Source organism: Alterinioella nitratireducens (assembly GCF_013155465.1).
Classification (GTDB): domain Bacteria; phylum Pseudomonadota; class Alphaproteobacteria; order Rhodobacterales; family Rhodobacteraceae; genus Alterinioella; species Alterinioella nitratireducens.
The window spans coordinates 1-23692 of sequence record NZ_JABJVX010000001.1; the positions used below are offsets into that span (position 1 = coordinate 1).

Below are 23692 nucleotides of genomic sequence, written 5' to 3' on the forward strand. Positions count from 1 at the left end.
GCGACAATCGCCGCCCTGTAACTGCGGCCGAGCCAAGGCCGAAGAGCAAAGTTACACCATTTCCCGGGACACTATCGTGACAGGTCCAGGAGGCCGTGCCGGAAATCGGATCCAGCCCGTAATCGTTCTGGAGTTGACGGGTGAATTCCTCTTCCAGCGTGCGGCGGGCATCGGTGACGAAGCGCTGGAGGCGGTTGCGGGTGGACTGATCAAACGCCATCCTTACTCCTCACTGCCGAAGCTGAATGAGACTTCGATCTCGTCGTAAAGCGCGAGCTGGGCTTTGATCTCGTTGAGTTTGAGGATGAGGGCATCCAGGTCGGCAGCCGTTGTCATTTTTGTGGGCACAGAAATCGCCTGCTCGAACTTGGCCGGGCCCTTCTTGCCCTTTTCAGCGCGCTCGTCCTCGATCCGCTGGCGGATGCGTTCCTGGCCTTGTCGTTGAATCGAGCGCCGGAGCTCGTCAATCGTGCTGCTGATGTCATAGTCACGGGCAAGCAGCTTGCGCAGGCCCGCAAGGTCGTGGGACGCCGTCAGTTCAAGACCGTCCAGCTGGCCGATGGCGCTGCCGCGCTCTTCCTGGGTCAACTCTCCCCATTCAGGCACGCGTTGAAGCTCTTCCGCACCTTCCTTGATGCGTAGTTTTTGCTGGTCTGAAAGCGAGATCACCGCCTCACGGACGCGGCCTTTGACGTGCGTGAGCAAGGAGCTGAAGTCCGCGCTATGCTTGAAGAAATCCTCGGTCTTGAGGCGCTCGGAGAGTGCCGACAGGTCTTCGCTTAGCTCGTTTCGCAGTTCACCCGGCACGCCTGTATCCGGGAGCGCTTCGATATCTTGGCGGTGCGACTGAAGTTCGCGCAGGGTTCCATCAAGGCCATTGTCCAACGCACGCTTTACCTCGAGTGCCCATTTGAGATTGTCGGAGAGAGCAGATGTCTCCGCGCCGAGGCGTTGTGGCGCGTCTGACGCGTCGGTGAACATGACGTCCGCGAGCTCCTGGTTCATCACTCGGACACGGTCGCCGCCAGCAAGCCCCAAACCGCCGAGCTTCTCTCCCAACGAGCCGTAATCGTGTTGGAAGCGTGGGAAATGCTTGACGGCGGCTTTGCTGATTTCCTGTTCAAGCGGAATGACAATGTCGCCGATCAACTCGGTTATGATCCCGAGGCGTTGGCCCGGCTGATCCGTGGTCTTTCTACATGATCCCTGTTCCGGCGCATGCGAAGTTTGCAGAAATTCGCCTCCGTGCACGCCTCGGTTACCAACCACTTCAACCAGGAACGCAGTCTCTCCAGCCGGCCCCACTTCAAGCTGAACCGAGCCGCCGCTCTCGTCGAGTGGCGCGGCCTTTGCGCTGCAAAAGCGGCAGCGTCACTGTCCTAGCTGAGACTGGTTCGAATTCGTCTAGCAGCACCGCCTCTTGCCCCCGCGAAAGCGTTCTCCCCATCCGGCTGCGACCGGATTTTCTTGTAGTTTCCGAAGGCGATAGCGAACAGCGCGGATGTGTCACTTACGCATGATCGAGCGCCTGGGTGATTGGCAAGCTCGGCGGCGACCCCGTCGGTTTCATGGCCGGTTCTGCCGACCATGCCGACGACCTCGAGCCCGGCGGCGCGGAAGGCTGCGCTGGGACCGTGACCGACGACGCCGGGCCATGGTTCTTGGCCTTCAGGCCCTATACCACCTCAACCATCCACCCGCGCCGGATCGACTGGCACCAGGGCGCCGCGTCCCTGCACGACCTGTCCGGCAAGGCGGCAGGCGCGGGCGATGCTGGCCTCCATCGGGCTGTCATCGGCGATCCCGGCCAGGATCGCGGCATTGAAACTGTCGCCTGCCGCCGTGGTGTCGATGACGGAGGAGAGCGGCGGCACCGGATACGTGCCCTGCGCGTCGCCTTGTCTGTAATGCACCGGATCGGACCCGTTCTTGACCACCACGGTTTCGGCCCCTGCAGCGGTGTAGCGGTCGGTCGTGGCCTCAGGGTCGGCATCGTCGAACCAGCGGGCCTCGTCCTCGAAGGAGGGCAGGGCGATGTCGCAGACGGCGGCCCCTTGCATGATCGTCTCGGTCATCTCTCCCATGTCGGACCAGAGCCGGGGGCGGAGGTTGGGATCAAACGCGATGCGCTTGCCCGCCGCGCGCGCGGTCCGCAGGGCATCGAGCAGGGTCTTGCGCGCCTCGGGGGCGAGGATGGCAAGGGTAATGCCCGAAAAATAGACCAGATCGGCCTCCTCCATCGCACGGGCCAGCGCCGCCGCGTCATCGGCCAGCAGCCGCGCGGCGGAGTGGTCGCGCCAATAGGAGAAACTTCGCTCGCCATCGGTCAGCGTGATCAGGTAGAGGCCGACGGTTCGGTCAGGGACAGTGCGGATATGATCGGTGCCGATCCCGCAGCCCGCGACGGCCTCGCGCAGTTGCCGCGAAATGGCATCCGTCCCGATCGCGGTCTGGAACGAGACCGCCATATCCGCGCGTAGCCGGGCCAGATACCAGGCGGTGTTGAACGTATCGCCCGCAAAGCCCAGGCGGTAATTGCCCGGAGCCTCTGCCGGGGCAAGCTCGGCCATGCATTCGCCAATCGCCAGAACGCGCATCTCGACATGCCTTCCGTTAGTTTCAGGGTCCGGGTTTCACGAAAACAGCATTCCGCCATTGATGTCGATATTGGCCCCGGTGATGAAGGCGGAATCGTCACAGGCCAGGAACAGGACCAGGTTGGCGGCATCCTCGGGCACGCCCTGGCGTTTGACCGGGGCGGCGGCCTCGAAGCCCTTGCGGGCCGCGTCGGGCGTGGACCCCCGCGCGCTCTGGACGCAACCCATCGCGCAGACCCCCGATACCGGAGGCGGCGGGGCAGATATCGAGAGCTTTCGTGGCACGGTCCAGGTGCAGCTTGGCAGCAATGACGATGTCGCCTTCGGAGGCAGTAACCGCAGCCGCGCCCATCTGGGCCTCTGCCCGCGCGGGGCGTCCCTCTATCTGGACGATGACCCGGTCGTTCTGGAGGGCGACTTGCACGTCTGACCGCCCTTACGCCACCTGCTGGCCCGGAACCCGCCGCGGGCGTTTGACGTTCAGTCAGTGGACCGGGACGGCGGAAGGATCATGAGCCATGGCATTGAGGGCGATCTGGAAAGGGCAGTTCAGGCTGTCGCTGGTCTCGATCCCGGTTGGACGCGACGATATCACGAAAGGCGATGACTCCGACGACGCCGAATACATCCTGCCGGGGACCGACGAGGAAGACCGCCCAGAGGGCGAGAATGTCATCGACCTGATGGATGCGCCGAAGAAAAGCCCCAAGCAGAGCAAGGGCAGGTAGAAGAAAGCCTCATGAGATCGCTGGACGCATATGAGAAGAAGCGCGATTTCGACGTGACGCCCGAGCCGCGCGCGGAGCTGGTCGAGGCGGGCGGCGACCGGCTGTCCTTCGTAGTTCAGAAACACGACGCCAGCCGCCTGCACTACGATTTCCGGCTGGAATGGAACGGCGTGCTGCTGTCCTGGGCGGTGACCAAGGGCCCCTCCGACGACCCGTCCGAAAAGCGCCTCTCGGTCCGCACCGAGGATCACCCCGTTTCCTATGGCGGGTTCGAGGGCACCATCCCGGAGGAGGAATATGGCGGCGGCACCGTGATGCTGTGGGATAGCGGCTGGTGGGAGCCTCTGCACGATCCCGGGGAGGGGCTCAAGAAAGGCAAGCTGCATTTCCGCCTGCACGGCGCGCGGATGAAGGGCGGTTGGGCGCTGGTGCGGATGAAGACCGACGGCGACAAGCGCGAGAACTGGCTCTTGATCAAGGAACGCGACGACTTCGCGGGGCGCAGCGCCGATGCGCTGACCAACAAGCACCGCACCAGCGTCACCACCGGGCGCGGGATGCGGGCGATCGCCCACGATCACGCGATCCACAACCCCGCCGATCACGACAAGAAACGCCCGAGGTTTCGCAAGGTCCAGCTTGCCACGCTCAAGGATGCCCCGCCCGAGGGCGCGGACTGGCAGCATGAGGCCAAATTCGACGGCTACCGCTGTGTCATCGCGGTCGGCAAGGGCGGTGTGCGGCTCTATTCGCGCAACGGCAAGGACTGGTCGGACCGCTTCGGCGCGCTCTGCGACGCGGTGGCGGCGCTGGACTGCGGATCGGCGCTGATCGACGGCGAGGTGATCGCGGGCGGCGGGGGCGGCGATTTCTCGACCCTGCAAAAGGCGCTGAAATCGGGCGATCCGCTGACCTTCTACGCCTTCGACTGCCTTGTGCGGGACGGCGACGACCTGACCGGAAAGCCGCTTTCAGACCGGCGTGCGGCGCTGGAAGACCTGTTCGAGGGCTTGGCCCCACGCGGCCCCCTGCGCCTCAGCCCGGTGATCGAGGGCGAGGGCCGCGCCGCGCTCAAGGCGATGTGCGAGGCGGGCGGCGAGGGGATCGTCTCGAAGCGTCTCGACGCGCCCTATCGCGGCGGGCGGGGGCGCGCCTGGATCAAGTCGAAATGCGTCCGCCGGGCCGAGTTCGTGGTCGCGGGCTGGTCGCCCTCGGACAAGGCGGGCCGTCCGTTTTCCTCCTTGATTCTGGGCAGTTATGAGGGCGGCGACCTGATCTATCGCGGTCGGGTCGGCGCCGGATTCGACGAGGAGGATCTGGAGAGCCTGCACGCCGCGCTGAAGCCGCTGGCGCGCAAGACCGCGCCCTTTGACGGCGAGTTGCCTGCCGAGGCAAAGGGTGCAAAATGGGTGACGCCCAAGCTGGTCGTCGAGGCCGAATATACCGAATTTACCAGCGAAGGCCGGATCCGCCACGGCGTCTACCAGGGCCTGCGCGAGGACAAGGAGGCCGAAGAGGTGAGTGCAAAGGCGGAAGCCGAGACAGAGACGCGCGAGGAAGATGGCGGCGCGCGCGAGATCGGCGGCGTCCGCGTCTCCAGCACGGGCCGCGAGGTCTACCCGGAGGCGGGCCTGACAAAGGGCGACGTGGCAGACTACTATGCGAAACTGGCCGACCGGATGCTGGTCCATGCGGGCGACCGGCCCTTGTCGCTGCTGCGCTGCCCTGACGGCATCTCGGGCGAGTGCTTTTTCCAGAAACATGCCGGCAAGGGCTTCCCGGACGGAGTCAAATCCATGCCGATCGAGGAAAAGGACGGCGAGACCGAGGATTACATCTATGTCTCGACGAAGGAGGGGCTGATCGGCGCGGCGCAAATGGGCACACTGGAGTTTCACATCTGGGGGGCCGCGCGCGACAGGATAGAGCGGCCCGACCGCATGGTCTTCGATCTCGATCCCGATGAGGGGTTGGATTTTGCCGATGTGAAATCCGCCGCGCAGGAGGTGCGCGAGGGGCTTGTGGCCTGCGGACTGAACTGCGTGCCGATGGTGACTGGCGGCAAGGGCGTGCATGTCATCGTGCCGCTGCGGCGCATCTCGGGTTGGGACACGGTCAAGTATTTCGCCCGCACGCTGGCCCGGATCCTCGCCGACCGCGCGCCCGACAGATACACCGCGACGATGTCGAAATCGAAACGCGAGGGGCGCGTCTTCATCGACTGGCTGCGCAATGAACGCGGGGCAACGGCCATCGCGCCCTATTCGCTGCGCGCCCGCCCCGGTGCCGCCATCGCGGTGCCGCTGAGATGGGAGGAACTGGACGCGCTGGACCGGCCCGACGGCTTCCATATCGGTGACATTGCCGACCGCCTCACGCGGGCCTGCCCGTTGGAGGGCACAACCCCGCGCGGCATCGGCAAGCAGGCGGTCGCGGCGCTTGAAGACTGGTCGGCCAGTTGACATGGGCGTGATCGGCTATTGGCAAGCCGCATGGTTTGGCCCCATCTAACCGGTAACGCAAGTGCAAGATATCGAAGGGGACATGCCATGACGTATCAGAAAACCGAAAAGGCCATCGCGTCGCTGACGCCCGAGCAATACCGCGTCACGCAACAAAACGGGACCGAGCGGCCCGGCACCGGGGAATACCTCGATAATCACGCGCCGGGGATCTATGTCGACATCGTCTCGGGCGAGCCTCTGTTCGCGTCCTCGGCCAAGTTCGACTCCGGCTGCGGCTGGCCGTCCTTCACGAAGCCGATCGAGCCCGCCCATGTCAACGAATTGCGCGACGACAGCCACGGCATGACCCGCACCGAAGTGCGCAGCGCCCATGGCGACAGCCATCTGGGCCATGTCTTTCCCGACGGCCCGCGCGAGACCGGCGGGCTGCGCTATTGCATCAATTCCGCCAGCCTGCGCTTCATCCATCGAGACGAGATGGCGGCCGAAGGCTATGGCGATTACCTGACCCAAGTGGAGGACATATCATGAGTGACCGCGCTGTTCTGGCCGGGGGCTGTTTCTGGGGCATGCAGGACCTGATCCGCAAGCTCGACGGGGTCGAGGCGACGCGTGTCGGCTATACCGGCGGCGACGTGCCCAATGCGACCTATGGCAACCACGGCGACCATGCCGAGGGGATCGAGATCATCTACGACCCCGCGCGCATCAGCTATCGCCAGATCCTGGAATTCTTCTTCCAGATCCATGACCCGACCACGCGTGACCGCCAGGGCAATGATCGCGGGCGCAGCTACCGCTCGGCGATCTATTATACCGACGAGGAGCAGAAACAGGTCGCGCTGGACACCATCGCCGATGTCGAGGCCTCGGGGCACTGGCCCGGCAAGGTGGTGACCGAAGTCGAGCCCGTCGGCGATTTCTGGGAGGCCGAGCCGATGCACCAGGATTACCTGGAACGGGTGCCGAACGGCTATACCTGCCACTATCCGCGCCCCGACTGGGTGCTGCCCCGGCGCGACGCGGCGGAGTAGCGGGGCAGGCGTTGCCCTTGATGGATACAGAAACCCCGCCGCCGGCCATCGGGTTCGGCGGCGGCTGTCATTGGTGCACCGAGGCGGTCTTTGCAGCGCTTCGCGGTGTCACCGAACTGCGGCAGGGCTTCATCCGATCCGACCCGCCCGACGATGCGCCGTCCGAGGCGGTCTTGATGCGCTACGACCCCGACGCGATCCCGCTCGACGTGCTGGTCGAGATCCATCTGCGCACCCATTCCAGCGCCTCCAACCACAAGATGCGCGGCAAATACCGCAGCGCGGTCTACACCTTCTCCGCCGATCAGGCCCGCGCCGTGCGGGGTATCCTCGCCCGTATCAGCACGCGGGAGGAACAAGCTTACGTCACCCGCGTTCTTCCTTTCAGGGGCTTCGACGCGTCCGATCCGCGCTATCACGCCTACGCCGCGCGCAACGCGGGCAACGCGTTCTGCACCCGCTATATCGACCCCAAGCTGGCGCGGCTGCGCGCCGAATACGCGGGGTTTGTGAAAGAGGAGGAGGGGACGCGATGAGCGAGCATGATCTTGACGTGGCGATCCTGGGGGCTGGCACCGCGGGCATGACGGCCTACCGGCAGGCGCGGAAATACACGGGCCGGGTCGCGCTGATCGACGGCGGCACGCTTGGCACCACCTGCGCGCGGGTGGGCTGCATGCCGTCGAAACTGCTGATCGCTGCCGCCAATGCCCGCCACGCGGCGCAGCAGGCTGGTCCTTTCGGTCTTGAGGTGGGCGATGTCGGCGTCGATGGCCGCGCGGTGATGAAACGGGTGCGCGAGGAACGCGACCGCTTCGTCGGCTTCGTCCGCGATGCGCTGGAGGGGTTCGATCAGTCCAACATCATCCGCCAGAACGCGCGCTTTGCCGACAACAATACCCTGGTGCTGGAGGATGGCTCCAAGCTGACCGCCCGCGCCACGGTGATTGCCACCGGCTCGCGGCCCCATATCCCCGAGCCGTTCGAGGTCGCGGGCGACCGGCTGATCACCAATGACGACCTGTTCGACCGGGAGGATCTGCCCGCCTCCGTCGCCGTGTTCGGTGCGGGCGTGATCGGGCTGGAACTGGGCCAGGCGCTGCACCGGCTCGGGGTGCGGGTGCGCCTGTTCGAGCTTGGCGACAATGTCGGCGCGATCACCGACCCCGACATGCGGGCCTGCGCGCAAGAGGTGCTCGGGGCCGGGTTCCCGGCGCTCTGGAACGCCGAGACCGAGATCGACCGCGACGGCGACGAGATCGTCGTGACATGGACAGCGGGCGGCAAGCGCGGCGAGGAGCGATTTGACTACATTCTTGCCGCGACGGGCAGGCGCCCCAATCTCGATAGGCTCGGGCTGGAGAACACGACGGTGGAGGTGAACGACCACGGCATTCCCCACTATGACCGCCAATCCATGCGCGCGGGCGACTGCCCGATCTATATCGCTGGCGATGCGGCGGCGGATCTGCCGCTGTTGCACGAGGCCGCGGACGAGGGCCGGATTGCGGGCGAGAACGCGGCGCATTTCCCCGAAAGCTACCGCAAGACGCGGCGGGTGCCGTTGAGCATCGTCTTCTCGGACCCGCAGATTGCCGTCGCGGGCGAAAGCCATGCCGACCTGACCGCGCGGGATGCGGCGTTCCGGATCGGGTCGGTCTCGTTCGAGGACCAGGGCCGCGCCCGCGTGATGCGGGTCAATCAGGGCCTGTTGCGCGTCTATGGCTGTGAGAAGACGGGCCTCTTGCTTGGTGCCGAGATGTTTGGCCCCGCGGCCGAGCATATCGGGCACCTCCTGTCCTGGGTCATCGCGGATCATCTGACGGTCGAGGAGATCCTTGACCGCCCCTTCTATCATCCGGTGATCGAGGAAGGTGTGCGCACCGCGCTGAGGAACCTCAACACCGCGCTCGGGTTCGCCCCGCCGCCGCCCGCGCGCAGCATAGATTGCGGGCCGGGCGGATAGCGCCGGTCGGTTCGGATCAGATCACCGGCAGGTCGGGCGCGGCACGGGCGGTCAGCAAGCGGCCCCCCTCGGGCGTGACGACGATATCCTCCTCATGCACCATCATCAGGCCGTCGCCATAGGACAGCGACGGCTCCAGCGTCAGCACCATGTTTTCGCGCAACTCGGTCGTGTCGAAGGCCGCATGCGAGGGTTGCTCGGTCAGTTGCATCCCCAGGCCGTGGCCAAGCCGCCCGATATCGCCGCCGCTGGCGTCCATCTCGGCGATCACCGCCGACATGGCGTGAAAGAGGTCGCGGCAGGTGGCGCCGGAGCGGGCGGCGGCGATCCCGGCCTCGGTCGCGCGCCACAGCACGTCATAGGCGCGCCGTGCGGTGTCATCTGCGTGGCCCACTGCCCAGTTGCGGTCGAAATCGCAGAAATACCCATCCCAGGTCAGGCCGGTATCCAGCATCAGGATATCGCCCCTCTGTAGAGGCTTGCGCGTCGGCGGCGAGATCACGTCGCGGTAGCCGCCCCGGTCCGCTCCGCCGACCAGATAGGGCGCGTCATCGGCCCCCTGCGCCAGCGCCTCGCGGCGGAAGGCGCGGAAGACCTCCTCCAACGGCATCCCCTCGGCGACCAGGTCGGGCACCCGCGCGAAACTGGCCGAGCCGATGGCGCAGATATGGGCGATCTTGTCGATCTCGACGGGCGATTTGACCATGCGCAGCCCCTGCACCAATCCGGTCGCATCCGCGATCCGCAGCCCCGGCAGGCCCGCGATCAGCCGCTCCCAATCGGCAAGCGGCATCCGCAGATGCGTCTCATGGCCCATCATCACGCCGATCCGGGCGGCTTTCCCGGCCAGCGGGGCCAGTAGCTCCGTCAGCAGGCTGATCCCGTCATCATCCGGGGCAGGCGCGCTCCAGGTGCGGATATCGTCCAGCCATGTGCGGTGCATCAGGTCGGCCCCGATCTCGGGGATGATGGCGACGGGTTTGCCTGCGGCGGGGACGAAGAGGAACCAGGGCCGGGTGGGCGATTGCCAGAACAGCGTGTGAAAACCGCTGAAATAGCGCAGATCGGCCTCGGTGGTCAGAAGCAGCCCGGCCAGACCCTCGCGCGCCATCAGGGCCTGCGCGCGGTCGGTGCGGGCGGCGAACTCGGCGGGTGGAAAGCCACGCTCGGGCGGGGTCACTCCGGGTCTCCCTCGTAGTGCGGCAGGAACGCCGGCGGCATCGGCCCCTTGTTGCGCCCGCCCTGCTGCATCTGCTCCCACCCATGCGCCAGCGCGCCCACGGATCGCGACAGGCAGAAGAGGCCGCGCGCCAACGGCGGGGGAAAGCCAAGCTCGCAGAAGATCACGGCGGTCGCCCCGTCGATATTCATCGCGATCGGCGTGCCGCGCTGCTGGCCGATCTCTTGCTGCACGGCCTCGCCGATCTCGGCAAACCGGCCCGAGACAGTGCCCGCCGACGCCGCCCCCCGCACCAGGGCCATGAGGCGCGGCGCGCGCGGATCGACGGGCTTGTGAAAGCGGTGGCCGAAGCCCGAGACGATCTTGCCGTATTTGCTCCGCCATGCCGCCAGCCCCTCCTGCACGGCCTGATCGAGGGGCGCATCGCGCGCAGCAATGTCGTAGTAAAGCTCGGCGCATTGTTCGCCTGCGCCGCCATGCACATCGCCAAGCATGTTGACCGCCGTGGCCATCACGTTGTTCAGCCCGACGCCACAGGTCGCGGCCATCCGCGCGGCGGCGATGGAGGGCGCCTGTGGTCCGTGGTCCACGCCCGCGACCAGCGCGGCCTCAAGAAGGGCGGCTTCCTGCGCGCTCGGCAGGCCGCCGCGCGTCATCAGCCAGATCATCTGTGGAAACGAGACATTGCCGATCAGGTCTTCGACCGCATGCCCGCGAAAGGCGATGCGGCCCGGTTCCATGTCGATGATCGAGGTCCGCCACCATTGGCGGATCGTGTCGGCGTCACTCATATCGGGCGGTCCTTCGGCTGCTTGCGCGCAGCATGACCCGACCGCCCGGAAATGTCACACCCCAACGGGCAGCAGCATCCGCCAGGGGTCGGCGATCAGCGCGGCGTAGCGCGCCAGGAACCGCGCCGCGTCTGCCCCGTTGATCACCCGGTGATCATAGCTGAGGTCGAGCGGCACCATCGGCACCGGCTGCCACGCCTCGCCGTCCCAGACCGGCACGGTATCAGAGCGGGTCAGGCCCAGGATCGCCAGTTCGGGCGGGTTCACGATGGGGGTAAAGCCGATACCGCCGATGCCGCCGAGATTCGAGATCGTCATCGAGGCGCCGCCCATCTCGCCGCCACCAAGCTTGCGCGCCTGCGCCTTGGCGGCCAGATCGGTGATGTCCTCGGCGATCTGCCACAGCCCCTTGCGGTCGGCATCGCGGATCACCGGCACCATCAGCCCGTGGGGCGTGTCCACGGCAATGCCGATATGGGCGTAATCCTTGAGGATAAGGGTCTGCCCGTCCGGCGACAGAGACGCATTGAACCGGGGATAGGCGCGCAGGCAGCGGGCCAGCGCCATGACATGAAAGGCCAGCGCGGTCAGCTTGGTGCCGCGCGCGCGGGCTTCATCGCGGACGCTGGCGCGAAAGGCATTGACTGCGCGCATATCGGCGCGGTCGTGATGCGTGACCTGCGGGATCATCGCGTTCGCAGCCCCCAGATTGGCGGCGGCGATGCGGGCCATGCGGGGCAGGGGCTCTTCGCTGATCGGGCCGTATGCGGCGTGATCCACATCCCAATAGCGCTGCGCATCGGGGGCGGGGGCGCTGCCCTTCATGCCGTCCACATCCTCGCGCCCCAGGGTGGTCCGGCCCGTGTCGCGGGCCAGCTTCTCCAGGTCGACGCCCTTGTCGGCGGCGTGTTTGCGCGTGCTCGGGCTTGCCTTGATCTCCATCACCGCGCCCTCACCAACTGGCCGAGATATACTGGGTTTCCATGAATTCCAACATCCCTTCATGGCCGCCTTCACGGCCCAGGCCCGATTGCTTGGTGCCGCCAAACGGGGCTGCCGGGTCGCTGACCAGCCCGCGATTGAGACCGACCATGCCGTAATCGAGCCGCTCGCAGACCTGCAACGCGCGCTTGAAATCGCCCGAGAACACATAGGCGACAAGGCCGTATTCGGTGTCATTGGCGCGTTTGATGACGTCATCCTGGTCACGGAAACTCTGGATCGCGGCCACGGGGCCGAAGATCTCGTCCTGCACGCAATCGGCGTTTTCCGGCACGTTCGACAGCACCGTCGGCGGGTAGAAATAGCCCTTGCCGTCAATCGCTTCGCCGCCACATTCGATCTTCGCGCCCTTGGCGACGGCATCGGCCACGAACGCGGCCACCTTGTCGCGGGTGTCGGCATTGACCAGCGGGCCCACATCGACGCCCTCGTCCAAGCCATCGCCCACCTTGAGCGCCTGCATCCGCTCGACCAGGCGGCGGGTGAACTCCTCGGCCACATCCTCATGCACATAGATGCGGTTGGCGGCGGTGCAGGCCTCGCCCAGGTTGCGCATCTTGGCCAGCATCGTGCCCTCAAGCGCGACGTCCATATCGGCGTCGTCGAAGATGATGCAGGGCGCGTTGCCGCCAAGCTCCATCGCCGGTTTCAGCACCTGGTCGGCGGCGGATTTCAGCAGCTTGCGGCCCACCCCGGTGGAGCCTGTGAAGCTGACAACGCGGACGCGCGGATCATGCAGCATGTGATCGACAAGCGCGCCGGTGCGCCGCGAGGGCAACACATTCACCAGGCCCGCAGGCACGCCCGCCTCCTCCAGCAGAGGCATCAGCGCCAGCATGGTCAGCGGCGTTTCCGAGGCCGGTTTGATGATCACGCCGCAGCCCGCCGCCAGGGCAGGCGCGATCTTGCGGGTGCCCATCGCGGCGGGGTAGTTCCAGGGCGTGACCAGCACGGCCAACCCTGCGGGCTTGTGCTGCACCATGATGCGCGCGCCCGAGGCTGGCGCATGCGTGATCAGGCCATCGGCGCGCACGGCTTCCTCGGCGAACCAGCGGAAGAATTCGGCGGCATAGCCCGCCTCGCCCATCGCATCGGTCCGGGCCTTGCCGTTCTCCAGCGTGATCAGCCGCGCGAAATCCTCCAGCCGCGCACTCATCAGCTCCCACGCCTTGCGCAACACTTCCGAGCGTTCGCGCGGGGTGCGCGCGGCCCAATCGGCCATCGCGGCCTCGGCGGCATCGAGGGCTGCATCGGCATCCGCGATCTCGGCCGAGGCGACCGAGGCGATGACCTCCTCATTGGCGGGATTGATGACGTCGAACCGGGCCTTTTCGGCGCCGTCCCGCCACTGGCCGTTGATGTAGAGGTCACTGTGCAATGCGTCGAAATTGATGTTCCCCTTGGTCATGGGATCGTCCTTTCCGTCAGAGTAAATGGCGAAGCGGCTCGGCCAGCCGCCCGGCAAGATCGGTCATGAAATCCTGCGCTGCCTCAGCCGACAGGTGATCGGGCGCGCAGTCAAGGGTGAGGGTCAGGGTTTGTGCGCCGCCGATGCAGAGCTGTGGGGTCGCGGTGGTGTTGCTGATCGAGGTGAGCCGGGTTCCGGTCAGGTCGCGGATGAGGAGCGTGGGCGGGGCGTCGCCTTCCTGTGCCGCGCCCAGACCGGCGCGGTCTGGATCGGGGAAGCTGCGGGTCTGGCCGTCTGTCTCGGTGGCAATGGTCAGGCCGTCGGCTGCCATGGCGCGCCGCAGCGCCGCCCCGGCCATGGCGGCGAGGATGGCGGCAGGGTCCGGCGCGGTGCCGGTCTCGGCCTCGATCCAGGTCAGGAGGGCGGTGAAACCACGGGCCGGGATCTGGGCGGTGATGCGCAGGCCCGATTGGCCAGCGGCGGGCAGGGTCTTGAGCGTCTCGATATCGGCGGCATGGAAGGGCTGCTCATAGCCTGCCTGCACCAAGCGCTCCAGGTCCAGACCCTGTTCCCGCGCCAGCCGTCTGGCCTTGGGCGAGGCGAGGATGCGCCCGTTCATTGCGGGTTTCGGCACGGGCGTTTTGCCTGTCTTCGGCTCGGGATCAGGTGTCGGGGCCGGCTCCTCCGCCCTCTCGGGCGTCCTCGCCTCTTGCGTCTTGCCAGCCAGGCTGCGCTGCACGGGCGCGTCGGGGGCGGATGCCGAGATGATGGCGATCACGTCGCCCACCGGGGCCTCTTCGCCTGCTTCCGCCAGCAGCGCCGCGACATAGCCGTCATGGCCCGCCTCGACCTCCATGGTCGCCTTGTCGGTCTCCACCTCGAAGAGCACATCGCCCGAGGCCACGGCCTCGCCAAGCCCCTTGTGCCAGGCCACGATCAACCCCGCATCCTGCGCCATGCCAAGCGCGGGCATGATGACCTCGGCCCCATCTGGAAGGTCGGTGTCGTTCGCGGCGGGAGCGGGCTCAGGCACTTCATCGGTCGCGGCGGCACCGGCCTTCGCCTCTGGTGCCGCGCCAGTGCCCTCCGCCGTCTCCGAGATCAGCGCGATCACGTCGCCCACCGGCACCTCCGCCCCGGCCTCGGCGCGCAGGTCGGTCAGGAAGCCGTCGCCGGGGGCCTCCACCTCCATGGTGGATTTGTCGGTCTCGACCTCGAAGAGCAGATCGCCCACTGCCACCGCATCGCCCGGTGACTTGAGCCAGCGCACCAGCAGGCCGGTTTCCTGCGCCATGCCGAGCGCGGGCATGATCACCTCATGCGGCATGGATCATCTCCCCCGCCACCAGCTTGCGGGCCATGTCGGCGACGCCTTCGGGGGTCGGCACGGTCAGATCCTCCAGCGCCGGGCTGAACGGCACGGGGACGTCCATCGCCCCCATCCGCATCACGGGCGCGTCGAGATGATAGAACGCCTTTTCGTTGATCCGCGAGGCGATTTCACTGGTCACGCCAAAGCTCTGATGCCCCTCATCGACCACGATCACGCGGGCCGTCTTGCGGGCAGAAGCCAGGAGCGTCTCCTCGTCCAGCGGCACGATGGTGCGCGGGTCGATCACCTCGGCGCTGATCCCCTCGGCCTCCAGCAGTTCCGCCGCCCTCTCGCAGACCTGCACCATCGAGGAGGTGCCGATGAGCGTGATATCCTTGCCCTCGCGCAGGATATTGGCCTCGCCGAAGGGGATCAGGTATTCCTCCTCCGGCACCGGGGCCTTGTCGTTATACATCAGCTTGTCTTCGAAGATGACGACCGGGTTGTTGTCGCGGATCGCGGTCTTCATCAGCCCCTTGGCCTCGTAAGCCGAGGAGGGCAGGGCGACCTTCAGCCCCGGAATATGGGCGACCAGCGCGTGCAAGCTCTGGCTGTGCTGCGCCGCCGAGCGCCGGGTGGCCCCAAGATTGGTGCGCAGGACCAGCGGCACGTTCAGCTTGCCGCCCGACATGTAATGCGTCTTGGCGGCCTGGTTGCAGAGCTGGTCCATGATCAGGAAGATGAAATCGCCGAACATCAGGTCCACGACGGGCCGCGCGCCCGTCATGGCGGCGCCGACGGCCAGGCCCATGAATCCGGGTTCGGCGATCGGCGTGTCGATCACGCGGGCCGTGCCAAACTCCTCGACAAGACCGGACAGCACCTTGAAGGGGGTTCCGGCCTCGGCCACGTCCTCACCGATGATGAACACGGTCTCGTCGCGGCGCATTTCCTCGGCAAGCGCCTCGTTCACGGCCTTGGACAGGGTAATCTCTCGCATCGGGCTCTCCTCAGGCATCGGGACGCAGGGTGGCGGGATCGGTGGCGGCATAGACGTGCATGTCGACCTCGGACGCATCGGGATAGGCGGCCTCCAGCGCGTACTCGACGGCCGCCTTGGCTTCGGCGCGGATCTCGTCCTCGATGGCTTTCAACTCCTCCGGCGACGCGACGCCCTCACCCTCCAGCCATTTGCCGAAATTGATGATCGGGTCGCGGCCTTCCTTCCAGATCGCCTCCTCCTCCTTGTCGCGGTAATAGGCGCGGTTGATGTCGCCGACATGGTGGCCGTGATAGCGGTAGGTCTTGAGTTCGATGAAGAACGGCCCTTCACCCTTGCGCGCCCGCGCGACCAGCTTTTGCGTCAGGTCGTTGACTGCCAGCACGTCCTGCCCGTCGATGCTGTGTGCCTCGATCCCGAAGGCCTCGGCCCGCGCGGTGATGGAGCCTGCGGCAATCTCCTCGGTCTTGGTGTATTCCGAATAGCCGTTGTTCTCGCAGGCATAGATGACCGGCAGCGACCAGAGCGCCGCCATGTTCATGACCTCGTAAAGCAACCCCTGCGCCGTTGCGCCATCGCCGAAGAAGCAGACGGTCACATCGTCCGAGCCTTGCATCTTGGCGCGCAGGGCCGAGCCGGTGGCGATCCCCATGGACCCGCCCACGATGGCATTGGCACCAAGGTTGCCGTGGCTCTGGTCGGCGATATGCATCGAGCCGCCCTTGCCCCGGCAATAACCCTCTTCCTTGCCCAGAAGCTCGCAGAACATCGCCTTGAAATCCGCCCCCTTGGCGACGCAATGGCCGTGGCCGCGATGGGTCGAGGTGATGCGGTCATTGTCGGTCAGCGCCTCGCAGATGCCCACGGCGACGGCTTCCTCGCCGGAATACATATGCGTCAATCCCGGCATCTTGGCCGAGAGGTAGAGCTGGTTGGCATTGTCCTCGAAGGCCCGGATGCGCACCATCTGGGAATACATGCGCAGGTAGTCTTCGCTGTTGTGTTTGGTGTCGGCCATCTGACGCATCCTCTTCGGGCAAGTGCCCCTTTCATTTTGCCAAAAATACCTTCGGGGGGTGCGGGGGGCAGACAGCCCCCCGCGGATCCCGTCAGGGATCAGTACCGATTGGCGATCGGCAGGTCCTCGGCGGGGAAAAGGCTGATCACCTCGCAGCCGGTTTCCGTCACGACGACCTCTTCCTCGATGCGCGCCGCCGAATAGCCGTCCGCCGCCGGGCAATAGGTCTCCAGCGCGAAGACCATGCCGGTCTGGATCTCCATCGGGTGGTCCAGGCTGACCGCGCGGCTGATGATGGGGCGTTCATGCAGCGCCAGCCCAAGCCCGTGGCCGAACTGCAACCCGAAGGCCGAGGCCTCGTCGGGAAAGCCGAATTCCTCGGCCTTGGGCCAGACCTCTGCCACCTTGTCGGTCGAGACGCCCGGCTTGATCATCGAGATCGAGGCGTCGATCCATTCGCGCGCCTTCACATAGGCGTCGTTCTGCGCCGGCGTGGCCCGGCCGATATTGAAGGTCCGGTAATAGCAGGTGCGATAGCCCTGGTAGGACTGGAGAATATCGAAGAACGCCTGGTCGCCGGGGCGGAAATAGCGGTCGGTGAAATTGTGCGGATGCGGGTTGCAGCGCTCGCCGGAAATGGCGTTGATCGCCTCGACGTCATCGCTGCCCATCTCGTAGAGCATCTTGTTGCTGAGCGCGACGATGTCGTTTTCGCGGATGCCGGGTTTCAGCTCCTCATAGATCATGTGGTAGACGCCATCGACCATGGAGGCCGCCTGGGTCAGCAGCTGGATCTCGTCCCAGTTCTTGATCTCGCGCGCCGCCAGCATGATCTGCTGGCCGTCGATGACGTTGATCCCCTCGGCCTTCAGCGCCTCGAACATCGCGGTTTCGGCATAGTCGACGCCCACCGGCATGTCGGCCATGCCCGCATCCTTGATCAGCCCCGCGATCTCCTTGGCATATTTGCGCATCAGGCCAAATTCGGGCGGGATGGTCCCGCGCATCCCCACCACCCCGGCGCGGCAATGATCGGGCACCAGCCAGTCCGAGAACTTCTTGTGATGCATTGCGGCCGAGCCGAAATCCCATACGTAAGGCGCGTCGTCGCCGGTCAGCAGGCAGAAGCGGCACATCTTGTCGCGTTCCCATTCGCCGATCTTGGTCGCGCTGACATAGCGGATGTTGTTGACATCGAAGAGCAGCAATGTGCCCGCGTTCGACGCCTGCAACGCCTGCCGCGTGCGCGCCAGACGGTAGCGGCGCAGACGGTCATGGTCGATCCGGCGTTCAAAATCGACGGATGTGTGGCCCCAGGCGGGGATGCGCCCCTCCCACCGCCAGTTGGGTTCGAGATCCTGCGGGGTCAGCAGGTTGGGCATGAGAGCACGGGACATGAGGCAAACTCCTTCGGTTGCGCGGGGGGCGCATCGGCGTGATTGGGGGGCAGGCGGCGGTTACTGGATGCACCAGCCGCCATCTATGTGGATCATCTGGCCGGTCATGTAGTCGCTGTCGTGGCTGGCCAGGAACGACGCGGTGCCGGTGATGTCGTCGGGGTAGGAGACGCGCTTGATCTGCAGCGCATCGCGCACGATATCCTCGTAGGCCTGGCCTTCCTTCTCCTTGAAGCCGATATCGACCAGGTCCTTGTCGAGCTGTTCCCAAAGCGGCGTCACCACCACGCCGGGCGCATAGCCGTTGACGGTGATGTTGTGTTCCGACAGCGCCAGCGCGCCGCAATGCGTAAGCGCGAGGCAGCCGTATTTCGACGTGCAGTAAACCGTCACATCGACCAGCGGCTTGCGCGACGCGATGGAGCCGACGTTGATGATCTTGTAGGGGTGATCCTCCATCGGGCCCTGCTTGATCATCTGGCGGGCGGTCTCCTGCATTCCCAGCCACATCGCCTTTGTGTTGACGTTCATGATCATGTCCCAGTTGTCTTCGTCGATATCCATGAAGAACCGGGGCTTGTTGAGGCCGGCATTGAAGAGGCCCACATTGATCGAGCCGAAAGCATCGACGCAGGCGGCGACGGCGGCGGCATTGTCCGCGCGCTTGGTCACGTCCATCTTGACCGCGATGGCACGCCCGTTGCCTGCGCTGTTGATGTGGTCCGCGACGGCCTGTGCGGCCTCATGGTCCAGATCGCCGATGCAGATATTGGCCCCCTGCGCCGCAAAGCACTCGGCATTCGCCTGCCCCATGCCGCGCGCGGCCCCGGTGATCAGGATGTTCTTGCCCTTCAGGCGATTGGGGTCCATGGCTCTCTCTCCTACTAGGCTTTCTGGTCTTGCATGATTTTCTCGGCCCCGCGTTGCAGGCGGGCCAGAGTGTCGCGGGGCTTGGTGACGCCGCGCAGCATGTCGTGAAGCTCGTGACCGCACAGCGCGATCAGCTCGTTGATCCGGGGCACCGGCGGGCGCGGCCAGAATTGCAGCTCATCGCGCCAGGACATGGCATCGACGGCCTCGAATATGGGCGAGAGGCGGCGCACATCGGGGTCGGCGCCCACCGAATAGCGCGGCGCGGTGCGGCTGCCGTTCTGGACGTAGAGCTTTTGCGCCTCGGGCGAAGTGAAGGCGATCAGCGCCTTGCCCGCCTCGCGCTTGCGCTCCTCGCTGAGATTCGCGGGAATGCACAGGACATAGCCGCCCACCGGCGCGATCGGGCGGCCCGACGGCCCTGCCGGGTGCGGCAGGTAGCCGGTGCGCCCATGCGCGGGCGAGGTCTCGTCCAGCTCGAAATAGGGGGCCAGAAGCGTGTAGCCATAGGCCATCGCGATCTTGCCCGCCGCGTAGGGGCGGACGCGTTCATACCAGGACATCGACAGGATGTCGGGCGGCGAGAACTCCAGCAGCGCCATCAGGTATTCGGCGGCCTCCAGCGCGCGCGGCGTGTCCAGCGTCGGCACCAGGTCGTCGCGATCCAGATGATCGGCATCGATCCCGCCCGCGATCGGGGGCAGGTTGAAGATCGGCTGACCGAAATCGGCGCAGGTCATCATGAAGGTATGGCCAAGCGCCGTGCCGCGCGCCGCGTTCCAGGCAATGCCGTAGCGGCCCCTCTGCGGGTTGTGGAAGGTCTTCGCGGCCTTCAGCACCGCATCCGTGGTGGCGGGCGGCGACAGCCCCGCCTCGGCAAAGAGGTCGGTGCGGTAGAACAGCAATTCCGGTGTCGTTTGGCTGGGAACGCCATAGGGCCGCCCCGCCCAATGCGCCGCGCGCCAGCCGGCGGTGTGAAAGTCGCCGGGATCGAGCGCGTCGATATCAAGCACCTCGTCCAACGGCGACAGGATCCCGCGCGTCACGAACTCGCCCACCCAGGGCAGATCGACGGCGATGATGTCATAGCGGCTGACGGCTCGGTCGCCGTTGCGCAGGGATTCCTCGTGCAGCCGGTCGATGGAAAAGGCGCGCTGGCTGATCTTGGTGCCGACGACCTGCTCGAACTGGCGCTTGAGGCTCTCCATCACCATGAAGGTCGGATCGCCATGCACCAGGATGCGCAGGCCCCCCGGCAGGGCCAGCGGTTCGGGCAGAACCTGCGGCGGCTGGATCGAGCGACCCTCCTGGTAGGAACCGCCGAAATAGTATTCCGCCCCCTTGGCGGCGTTCGGGCCGACACCGATCCGCTGCCGCGCCATGCGCAGGATGCGGTCGGAAAGCTGCGACCAGTCCTGCATCAGCTTGGCACTGGGATGCAGCGAGAAGCTCTTGCCGGTGCGGGTCCGGGGACGCTGTTCGACCAGGCCCGCCTCCTGCATCTCGGCCAGTTTGCGGCGCGCGGTGGCATAGGGCGTGCCCGAGGCGGCGATGGCCGAGGAGGCGGTCGAAATGCGCCCCTCCAGGTGGTTGCGCACCAGGTGGATGGCCATGTTGAGATGCGGGTTGGGCGCGCCGATATCCAGGGCCGAATCGACTTCGGCCATGAATTCCTCAACGAATTCAAGCGCCTGACCGATCTCGAGCGGTTCACGAGAGGGCGCAGTAGTCGCTACCATCTTGCTTCCCGCCATATATTCACTTTGAATATTTCCCATTGCCTTGCCGGGCGTCCCTCGTGGATCAGCGGGCCCGCGCGGCCCTCGCTTCGCGTCGCTCATGCGGCGTTCCTTCTGTTGTGCGGGATCGGATGGTCGGATTGAACAGCACAGATGTCCATTATGACCATTAGGATAATCAAAATGAACATCTTTATGGGCGATGCGATCCGGGCAAAGGGAAACACTGTCCCTCATTCGGCTGCCGGGGAGGGGACGATTCCCGATTTGGACTGTGGCAGCCGCAATGTAAGGTCTTGTCCAACGGAGGATTCAGGATGACCAGATTGAACAAAGCCCTGCTTGCAGGTACCACGGCACTGGCCGGGCTCGCCCTTGCGGGCACCGTGTCGGCGCAGGAGACATTCCGCATCGGCATCACGCAGAACAACGTGGGTGTCGACAGCTACCAGACCACCTATGAAGAGGCGTTCATCGCCGCCGCGGAGGCCAACCCGAATGTGGAGGTCGTGGTCCTGGACGCAGGCGGTGACGTGGCCCGCCAGATCGCCCAGATGCAGGATCTGATCCAGCAGGAGGTCGATGCCATCATCATCTGGCCGACCAATGGCCAGGCCGTGATCCCCGCCGTGCGCGAGGCGTCTGAGGCCGACATTCCGGTCATCGTGACCAATTCCAACATCGCCGAGCCGGGCTTTCCCTTCGTCGCCTCCTTCTCGGGGCCCGACAACATCACCCAGGGCTCGCGCGCGGCGGAAATCATGTGCGACCGCTTCACCGAGCTCGGCATCGAGGACGAGGCGCAGATCGTGCAGATCTCGGGCCAGCCTGGCTACACCACCGCCATCGAGCGGGCGCAGGGCTTCGAGGATCGCCTGCCCGAAGTCTGCCCGAACGTGACCCTGCTGGAAACGCAGCCCGGCAACTGGAACCGCGAGGATTCGCAGCGCGTGATGGAGGCGTTCCTGGTCCAGTATGACGACATCGACGGGGTCTATTCCGGCGATGACAACATGGGTGTCGGCGCGATGAATGCCGCGATTGCGGCGGGCCGTGACGGCATCACCTTCGTGGGCGCGACCAACTTCGCGGTCGGCTATGACGCGATGGGGCGTGGCGAATACTGGGGCTCGATCTACCAGTCGCCGGTCGACGATGCCGAGGCCGCGCTGGCCACGGCGCTGGCGATCCTGAACGGCGAAGAGGTGCCGTTCCTGAACTACTTCGATACGCCGAAGATCACGCAGGAGAACATGGAAGAATTCGACCGTCCGGTCTTCTGATCTCTTTCTCCCTGGGCGGGGTCCGGGCGACCGGGCCTCGCGCCATCCAACAGTTGTTTTTCGTTACAAGTCAGGAGGGCGTCATGGGCCGTGTCTCGGGGCGTGCATGTATCGTCACCGGTGCCGCGCAAGGCATCGGCAAGGCCATCGGACTGGCCCTGCTGGACGAAGGAGCGGAAGTTTGCTTTGCGGATCGCAACGCGGAAAAGCTGGATGCAATCGCGGATCGGGACCGCGCCATCACCGCCACGGTGGATGTCAGCGACCGCAGCCAGGTCCGCGCGATGATCGACAAGACGGTGGATGCCTTCGGCAGGCTGGACGTCATGTTCAACAATGCCGGCGTCAACAAGCCGATGAATTTCCTCGACGTGACCGAGGAGAACTGGAATTTCATAATGGGGATCAACGGGCTCGGCTGCCTGATCGGAATGCAGGAGGCCGCCCGCCAGATGATCGCCCAGGGGCGTGGCGGCAAGATCGTCAACACCGCCTCGATCGCCAGCCGACAGGGCTTTGACAATGTCGCGCCCTATTGTGCCTCGAAATGGGCGGTGGTGTCGCTGACGCAATCGGCGGCCCGCGACCTGGCGCGCCATGACATAACGGTAACGGGATTTGCCCCCGGCGTGGTCGCGACCGAGATGTGGGAGGAGGTCGACCGCGACCTGATGCAGATCGGGGCCGCCGAACGCCCCGGCCAGGCGATGGAGGAATTTGCCGCCGATATCCTCAAGGGCCGCGTCGCGACGCCCGCCGATATCACCGGCACGACGACATTCCTCGCCTCGCCGGAAAGCGACTACATGACCGGCCAGATCGTGATGATCGACGGTGGCATGACGCTGGTCTGAGGCGCAGAATTGACGGGCCGCGCGATCGCGGTGAGGGAGGGGACAACATGAAGAACGACCGGCTTGGGAAATTCGCGGGGGTGCTGGCGCGGCAGGGTATCCTTGTCGCCTTCATCCTCTTCATGATCGGATTTTCCCTCTGGAACGCCCGTTTCATCAGTGTCGAGAACGTCTTTGGCGTCGTGCGCTCCTCGGCCATCCTGGGGGTCATGGCGCTTGGCGTGACCTTCGTTGTGATCGGCGGCAATCTTGACCTCTCGGTCGGCTCGCTTATGTCGTTCTCGGCCATCGTGGTGCTGGACCTGCATGAGAACCCCGCCTTCGGACCGGCGCTGGCGATCCCCGCGATGTTCGCGATGACCATGGCGATCGGGGCGCTCAACGGCTTCCTTGTCGGCTATCTCAGGCTGAATTCACTGATCGTGACACTCGGGATGCTGTCGGCCATTCACGGGCTGACGCTGACCTATTCGGGCGGGCAGAACATGGATATTGCCAACCAGGAAGCGACCTGGTTCGGCATCTTCGGGCGCGGCACCGCGCTTGGCATTCCGATCCCGGTCTTGATCTTTGCGGGGCTTGCCGCCGTTCTGGCGATCCTCTTGGCCAAGACGCCATTCGGGCGCAAGGTCTATGCCGTCGGTGGCAACGAGGTCGCGGCGACCTTCTCCGGCATTCCGCGCGCGCGGGTCGTGTTCTTCACCTACCTGATCTCCTCCTTCTGCGTCGCCACGGCGGGTCTGATCCAGGCCAGCCGCACCATGGGCGCGCAGAACACCGTGGGGCAGGGGCTGGAGCTTGAGGTGCTGGCCGCCGTCATCCTGGGCGGTGCCTCGCTGCTTGGCGGTTCGGGAACCGTCTTCAAGACCGTGATCGGCGTGCTGATCCTCGGCTTCATCCAGAACGGCCTGCTGCTGGCCGGGCTGGAGTTCTACGTCCAGTTCGTCGTGACCTGGATCATCATCATCCTGGCGGTCTGGCTGGATATCGCGGCCAAGCGCGGCCGTCTCTGGTCGCCGATCGCCTGAAGGGGAACACCGATGCAACG

At 65.6% G+C, this 23692-nt stretch carries 24 protein-coding genes; 10 read left to right on the plus strand and 14 right to left on the minus strand.

What is annotated here, in order from left to right; translation table 11 throughout:
- The 4 genes from HNS34_RS00005 to HNS34_RS00020 all read right to left on the minus strand — a co-directional run.
- The coding region (locus HNS34_RS00005) for a hypothetical protein (protein ID WP_172316746.1) at positions 1-220 on the minus strand (220 nt) is incomplete at its 3' end.
- A 2-nt stretch (positions 221-222) separates the two neighbouring features.
- Positions 223-1149: a hypothetical protein gene (locus HNS34_RS00010; RefSeq protein ID WP_214647381.1), complete on the minus strand. Its 927-nt coding sequence runs from the start codon at positions 1147-1149 to the stop codon at positions 223-225.
- Between the two features lie 536 nt (positions 1150-1685).
- Positions 1686-2597 carry a sugar kinase gene (locus HNS34_RS00015; RefSeq protein ID WP_172316750.1) on the minus strand — a complete coding sequence of 304 codons (912 nt, stop codon included), beginning with the start codon at positions 2595-2597 and terminating at the stop codon, positions 1686-1688.
- A gap of 36 nt (positions 2598-2633) precedes the next feature.
- Complete coding sequence (locus HNS34_RS00020) at positions 2634-2825, minus strand: SDR family oxidoreductase (protein ID WP_235952571.1); 192 nt, start codon at positions 2823-2825, stop codon at positions 2634-2636.
- Between HNS34_RS00020 and HNS34_RS00025 the strand changes: the two genes are divergently transcribed.
- The 7 genes from HNS34_RS00025 to HNS34_RS00055 all read left to right on the plus strand — a co-directional run bounded on the left by HNS34_RS00025 (position 2794) and on the right by HNS34_RS00055 (position 8790).
- Positions 2794-3027, plus strand: coding sequence for a 2,5-dihydroxypyridine 5,6-dioxygenase NicX family protein (locus HNS34_RS00025; protein ID WP_172316752.1), 234 nt, complete (start codon positions 2794-2796; stop codon positions 3025-3027). The two genes, HNS34_RS00020 and HNS34_RS00025, sit on opposite strands and share 32 nt — an antisense overlap.
- An 88-nt stretch (positions 3028-3115) precedes the next feature.
- The gene (locus HNS34_RS00030) at positions 3116-3325 is read left to right on the plus strand and encodes a hypothetical protein (RefSeq protein ID WP_172316754.1); all 210 of its coding nucleotides are present in this window, start codon (positions 3116-3118) and stop codon (positions 3323-3325) included.
- 11 nt (positions 3326-3336) lie between these two features.
- A complete protein-coding gene (gene ligD / locus HNS34_RS00035) occupies positions 3337-5787 on the plus strand; it encodes a DNA ligase D (protein ID WP_172316756.1) in 2451 nt (816 codons plus the stop codon).
- Positions 5788-5874: 87 nt separating this feature from the next.
- On the plus strand, positions 5875-6321 hold the full coding sequence (msrB, locus tag HNS34_RS00040; protein WP_172316758.1) for a peptide-methionine (R)-S-oxide reductase MsrB: 447 nt from the start codon (positions 5875-5877) through the stop codon (positions 6319-6321).
- Complete coding sequence (msrA, locus tag HNS34_RS00045) at positions 6318-6824, plus strand: peptide-methionine (S)-S-oxide reductase MsrA (protein WP_172316760.1); 507 nt, start codon at positions 6318-6320, stop codon at positions 6822-6824. Before msrB ends, msrA begins: the two co-directional genes overlap by 4 nt.
- A gap of 20 nt (positions 6825-6844) precedes the next feature.
- Positions 6845-7360, plus strand: coding sequence for a peptide-methionine (S)-S-oxide reductase (locus tag HNS34_RS00050; protein WP_172316762.1), 516 nt, complete (start codon positions 6845-6847; stop codon positions 7358-7360).
- Positions 7357-8790 (plus strand): dihydrolipoyl dehydrogenase, encoded by a 1434-nt coding sequence (locus HNS34_RS00055; protein WP_172316764.1) that lies wholly within the window; start codon positions 7357-7359, stop codon positions 8788-8790. The genes HNS34_RS00050 and HNS34_RS00055 overlap by 4 nt, the downstream gene beginning before the upstream one ends.
- A gap of 16 nt (positions 8791-8806) precedes the next feature.
- On the opposite strand, the gene HNS34_RS00060 is transcribed toward HNS34_RS00055, so the two are convergent.
- The 10 genes from HNS34_RS00060 to HNS34_RS00105 all read right to left on the minus strand — a co-directional run bounded on the left by HNS34_RS00060 (position 8807) and on the right by HNS34_RS00105 (position 20507).
- Positions 8807-9970, minus strand: a complete 1164-nt coding sequence (locus HNS34_RS00060) for a M24 family metallopeptidase (protein ID WP_172316766.1) — start codon at positions 9968-9970, stop codon at positions 8807-8809.
- Positions 9967-10761: a citryl-CoA lyase gene (locus HNS34_RS00065; protein ID WP_172316768.1), complete on the minus strand. Its 795-nt coding sequence runs from the start codon at positions 10759-10761 to the stop codon at positions 9967-9969. The genes HNS34_RS00060 and HNS34_RS00065 overlap by 4 nt, the downstream gene beginning before the upstream one ends.
- Before the next feature lie 54 nt (positions 10762-10815).
- The gene (locus HNS34_RS00070) at positions 10816-11703 is read right to left on the minus strand and encodes a 2-oxo acid dehydrogenase subunit E2 (RefSeq protein ID WP_235952572.1); all 888 of its coding nucleotides are present in this window, start codon (positions 11701-11703) and stop codon (positions 10816-10818) included.
- Positions 11704-11713: 10 nt separating this feature from the next.
- Entirely contained in the window at positions 11714-13171 is a 1458-nt protein-coding gene (locus tag HNS34_RS00075) for an NAD-dependent succinate-semialdehyde dehydrogenase (RefSeq protein WP_172316772.1), read from the minus strand.
- Between the two features lie 16 nt (positions 13172-13187).
- Entirely contained in the window at positions 13188-14498 is a 1311-nt protein-coding gene (locus HNS34_RS00080; RefSeq protein WP_172316774.1) for a biotin/lipoyl-containing protein, read from the minus strand.
- Entirely contained in the window at positions 14488-15483 is a 996-nt protein-coding gene (locus tag HNS34_RS00085; RefSeq protein WP_172316776.1) for an alpha-ketoacid dehydrogenase subunit beta, read from the minus strand. The genes HNS34_RS00080 and HNS34_RS00085 overlap by 11 nt, the downstream gene beginning before the upstream one ends.
- A 10-nt stretch (positions 15484-15493) precedes the next feature.
- Positions 15494-16501: a thiamine pyrophosphate-dependent dehydrogenase E1 component subunit alpha gene (locus HNS34_RS00090; RefSeq protein WP_172316778.1), complete on the minus strand. Its 1008-nt coding sequence runs from the start codon at positions 16499-16501 to the stop codon at positions 15494-15496.
- A 98-nt stretch (positions 16502-16599) separates the two neighbouring features.
- Positions 16600-17898: a M24 family metallopeptidase gene (locus tag HNS34_RS00095; protein WP_172316780.1), complete on the minus strand. Its 1299-nt coding sequence runs from the start codon at positions 17896-17898 to the stop codon at positions 16600-16602.
- Positions 17899-17958: 60 nt separating this feature from the next.
- Complete coding sequence (locus tag HNS34_RS00100) at positions 17959-18768, minus strand: SDR family NAD(P)-dependent oxidoreductase (protein WP_172316782.1); 810 nt, start codon at positions 18766-18768, stop codon at positions 17959-17961.
- A 14-nt stretch (positions 18769-18782) separates the two neighbouring features.
- Positions 18783-20507, minus strand: coding sequence for an ABC transporter substrate-binding protein (locus tag HNS34_RS00105; RefSeq protein WP_235952573.1), 1725 nt, complete (start codon positions 20505-20507; stop codon positions 18783-18785).
- 317 nt (positions 20508-20824) lie between these two features.
- Here HNS34_RS00105 and HNS34_RS00110 point away from each other — a divergent pair, with 317 nt between their 5' ends.
- The 3 genes from HNS34_RS00110 (at position 20825) to HNS34_RS00120 (ending at position 23672) form a co-directional block, all read left to right on the plus strand.
- Positions 20825-21790, plus strand: a complete 966-nt coding sequence (locus tag HNS34_RS00110; protein WP_172316786.1) for a sugar ABC transporter substrate-binding protein — start codon at positions 20825-20827, stop codon at positions 21788-21790.
- 83 nt (positions 21791-21873) lie between these two features.
- Positions 21874-22644: an SDR family NAD(P)-dependent oxidoreductase gene (locus tag HNS34_RS00115; protein ID WP_172316788.1), complete on the plus strand. Its 771-nt coding sequence runs from the start codon at positions 21874-21876 to the stop codon at positions 22642-22644.
- A gap of 47 nt (positions 22645-22691) precedes the next feature.
- On the plus strand, positions 22692-23672 hold the full coding sequence (locus tag HNS34_RS00120) for an ABC transporter permease (RefSeq protein WP_172316790.1): 981 nt from the start codon (positions 22692-22694) through the stop codon (positions 23670-23672).
- Positions 23673-23692 lie beyond the last annotated feature (20 nt).

What these genes read in the sequence shown, in the direction of transcription:
- msrA (WP_172316760.1), top strand. Translation starts at nt 6,318, where the DNA reads ATGAGTGACCGCGCTGTTCTGGCCGGGGGCTGTTTCTGGGGCATGCAG.
- ligD (WP_172316756.1), top strand. Translation starts at nt 3,337, where the DNA reads ATGAGATCGCTGGACGCATATGAGAAGAAGCGCGATTTCGACGTGACG.
- HNS34_RS00080 (WP_172316774.1), bottom strand. Translation starts at nt 14,498, where the DNA reads ATGCCGCATGAGGTGATCATGCCCGCGCTCGGCATGGCGCAGGAAACC.
- HNS34_RS00115 (WP_172316788.1), top strand. Translation starts at nt 21,874, where the DNA reads ATGGGCCGTGTCTCGGGGCGTGCATGTATCGTCACCGGTGCCGCGCAA.
- HNS34_RS00030 (WP_172316754.1), top strand. Translation starts at nt 3,116, where the DNA reads ATGGCATTGAGGGCGATCTGGAAAGGGCAGTTCAGGCTGTCGCTGGTC.
- HNS34_RS00065 (WP_172316768.1), bottom strand. Translation starts at nt 10,761, where the DNA reads ATGAGTGACGCCGACACGATCCGCCAATGGTGGCGGACCTCGATCATC.
- HNS34_RS00105 (WP_235952573.1), bottom strand. Translation starts at nt 20,507, where the DNA reads ATGGTAGCGACTACTGCGCCCTCTCGTGAACCGCTCGAGATCGGTCAG.
- HNS34_RS00110 (WP_172316786.1), top strand. Translation starts at nt 20,825, where the DNA reads ATGACCAGATTGAACAAAGCCCTGCTTGCAGGTACCACGGCACTGGCC.
- msrB (WP_172316758.1), top strand. Translation starts at nt 5,875, where the DNA reads ATGACGTATCAGAAAACCGAAAAGGCCATCGCGTCGCTGACGCCCGAG.
- HNS34_RS00075 (WP_172316772.1), bottom strand. Translation starts at nt 13,171, where the DNA reads ATGACCAAGGGGAACATCAATTTCGACGCATTGCACAGTGACCTCTAC.
- HNS34_RS00090 (WP_172316778.1), bottom strand. Translation starts at nt 16,501, where the DNA reads ATGGCCGACACCAAACACAACAGCGAAGACTACCTGCGCATGTATTCC.
- HNS34_RS00085 (WP_172316776.1), bottom strand. Translation starts at nt 15,483, where the DNA reads ATGCGAGAGATTACCCTGTCCAAGGCCGTGAACGAGGCGCTTGCCGAG.
- HNS34_RS00070 (WP_235952572.1), bottom strand. Translation starts at nt 11,703, where the DNA reads ATGGAGATCAAGGCAAGCCCGAGCACGCGCAAACACGCCGCCGACAAG.
- HNS34_RS00050 (WP_172316762.1), top strand. Translation starts at nt 6,845, where the DNA reads ATGGATACAGAAACCCCGCCGCCGGCCATCGGGTTCGGCGGCGGCTGT.
- HNS34_RS00015 (WP_172316750.1), bottom strand. Translation starts at nt 2,597, where the DNA reads ATGCGCGTTCTGGCGATTGGCGAATGCATGGCCGAGCTTGCCCCGGCA.
- HNS34_RS00120 (WP_172316790.1), top strand. Translation starts at nt 22,692, where the DNA reads ATGAAGAACGACCGGCTTGGGAAATTCGCGGGGGTGCTGGCGCGGCAG.
- HNS34_RS00100 (WP_172316782.1), bottom strand. Translation starts at nt 18,768, where the DNA reads ATGGACCCCAATCGCCTGAAGGGCAAGAACATCCTGATCACCGGGGCC.
- HNS34_RS00020 (WP_235952571.1), bottom strand. Translation starts at nt 2,825, where the DNA reads ATGGGTTGCGTCCAGAGCGCGCGGGGGTCCACGCCCGACGCGGCCCGC.
- HNS34_RS00055 (WP_172316764.1), top strand. Translation starts at nt 7,357, where the DNA reads ATGAGCGAGCATGATCTTGACGTGGCGATCCTGGGGGCTGGCACCGCG.
- HNS34_RS00095 (WP_172316780.1), bottom strand. Translation starts at nt 17,898, where the DNA reads ATGTCCCGTGCTCTCATGCCCAACCTGCTGACCCCGCAGGATCTCGAA.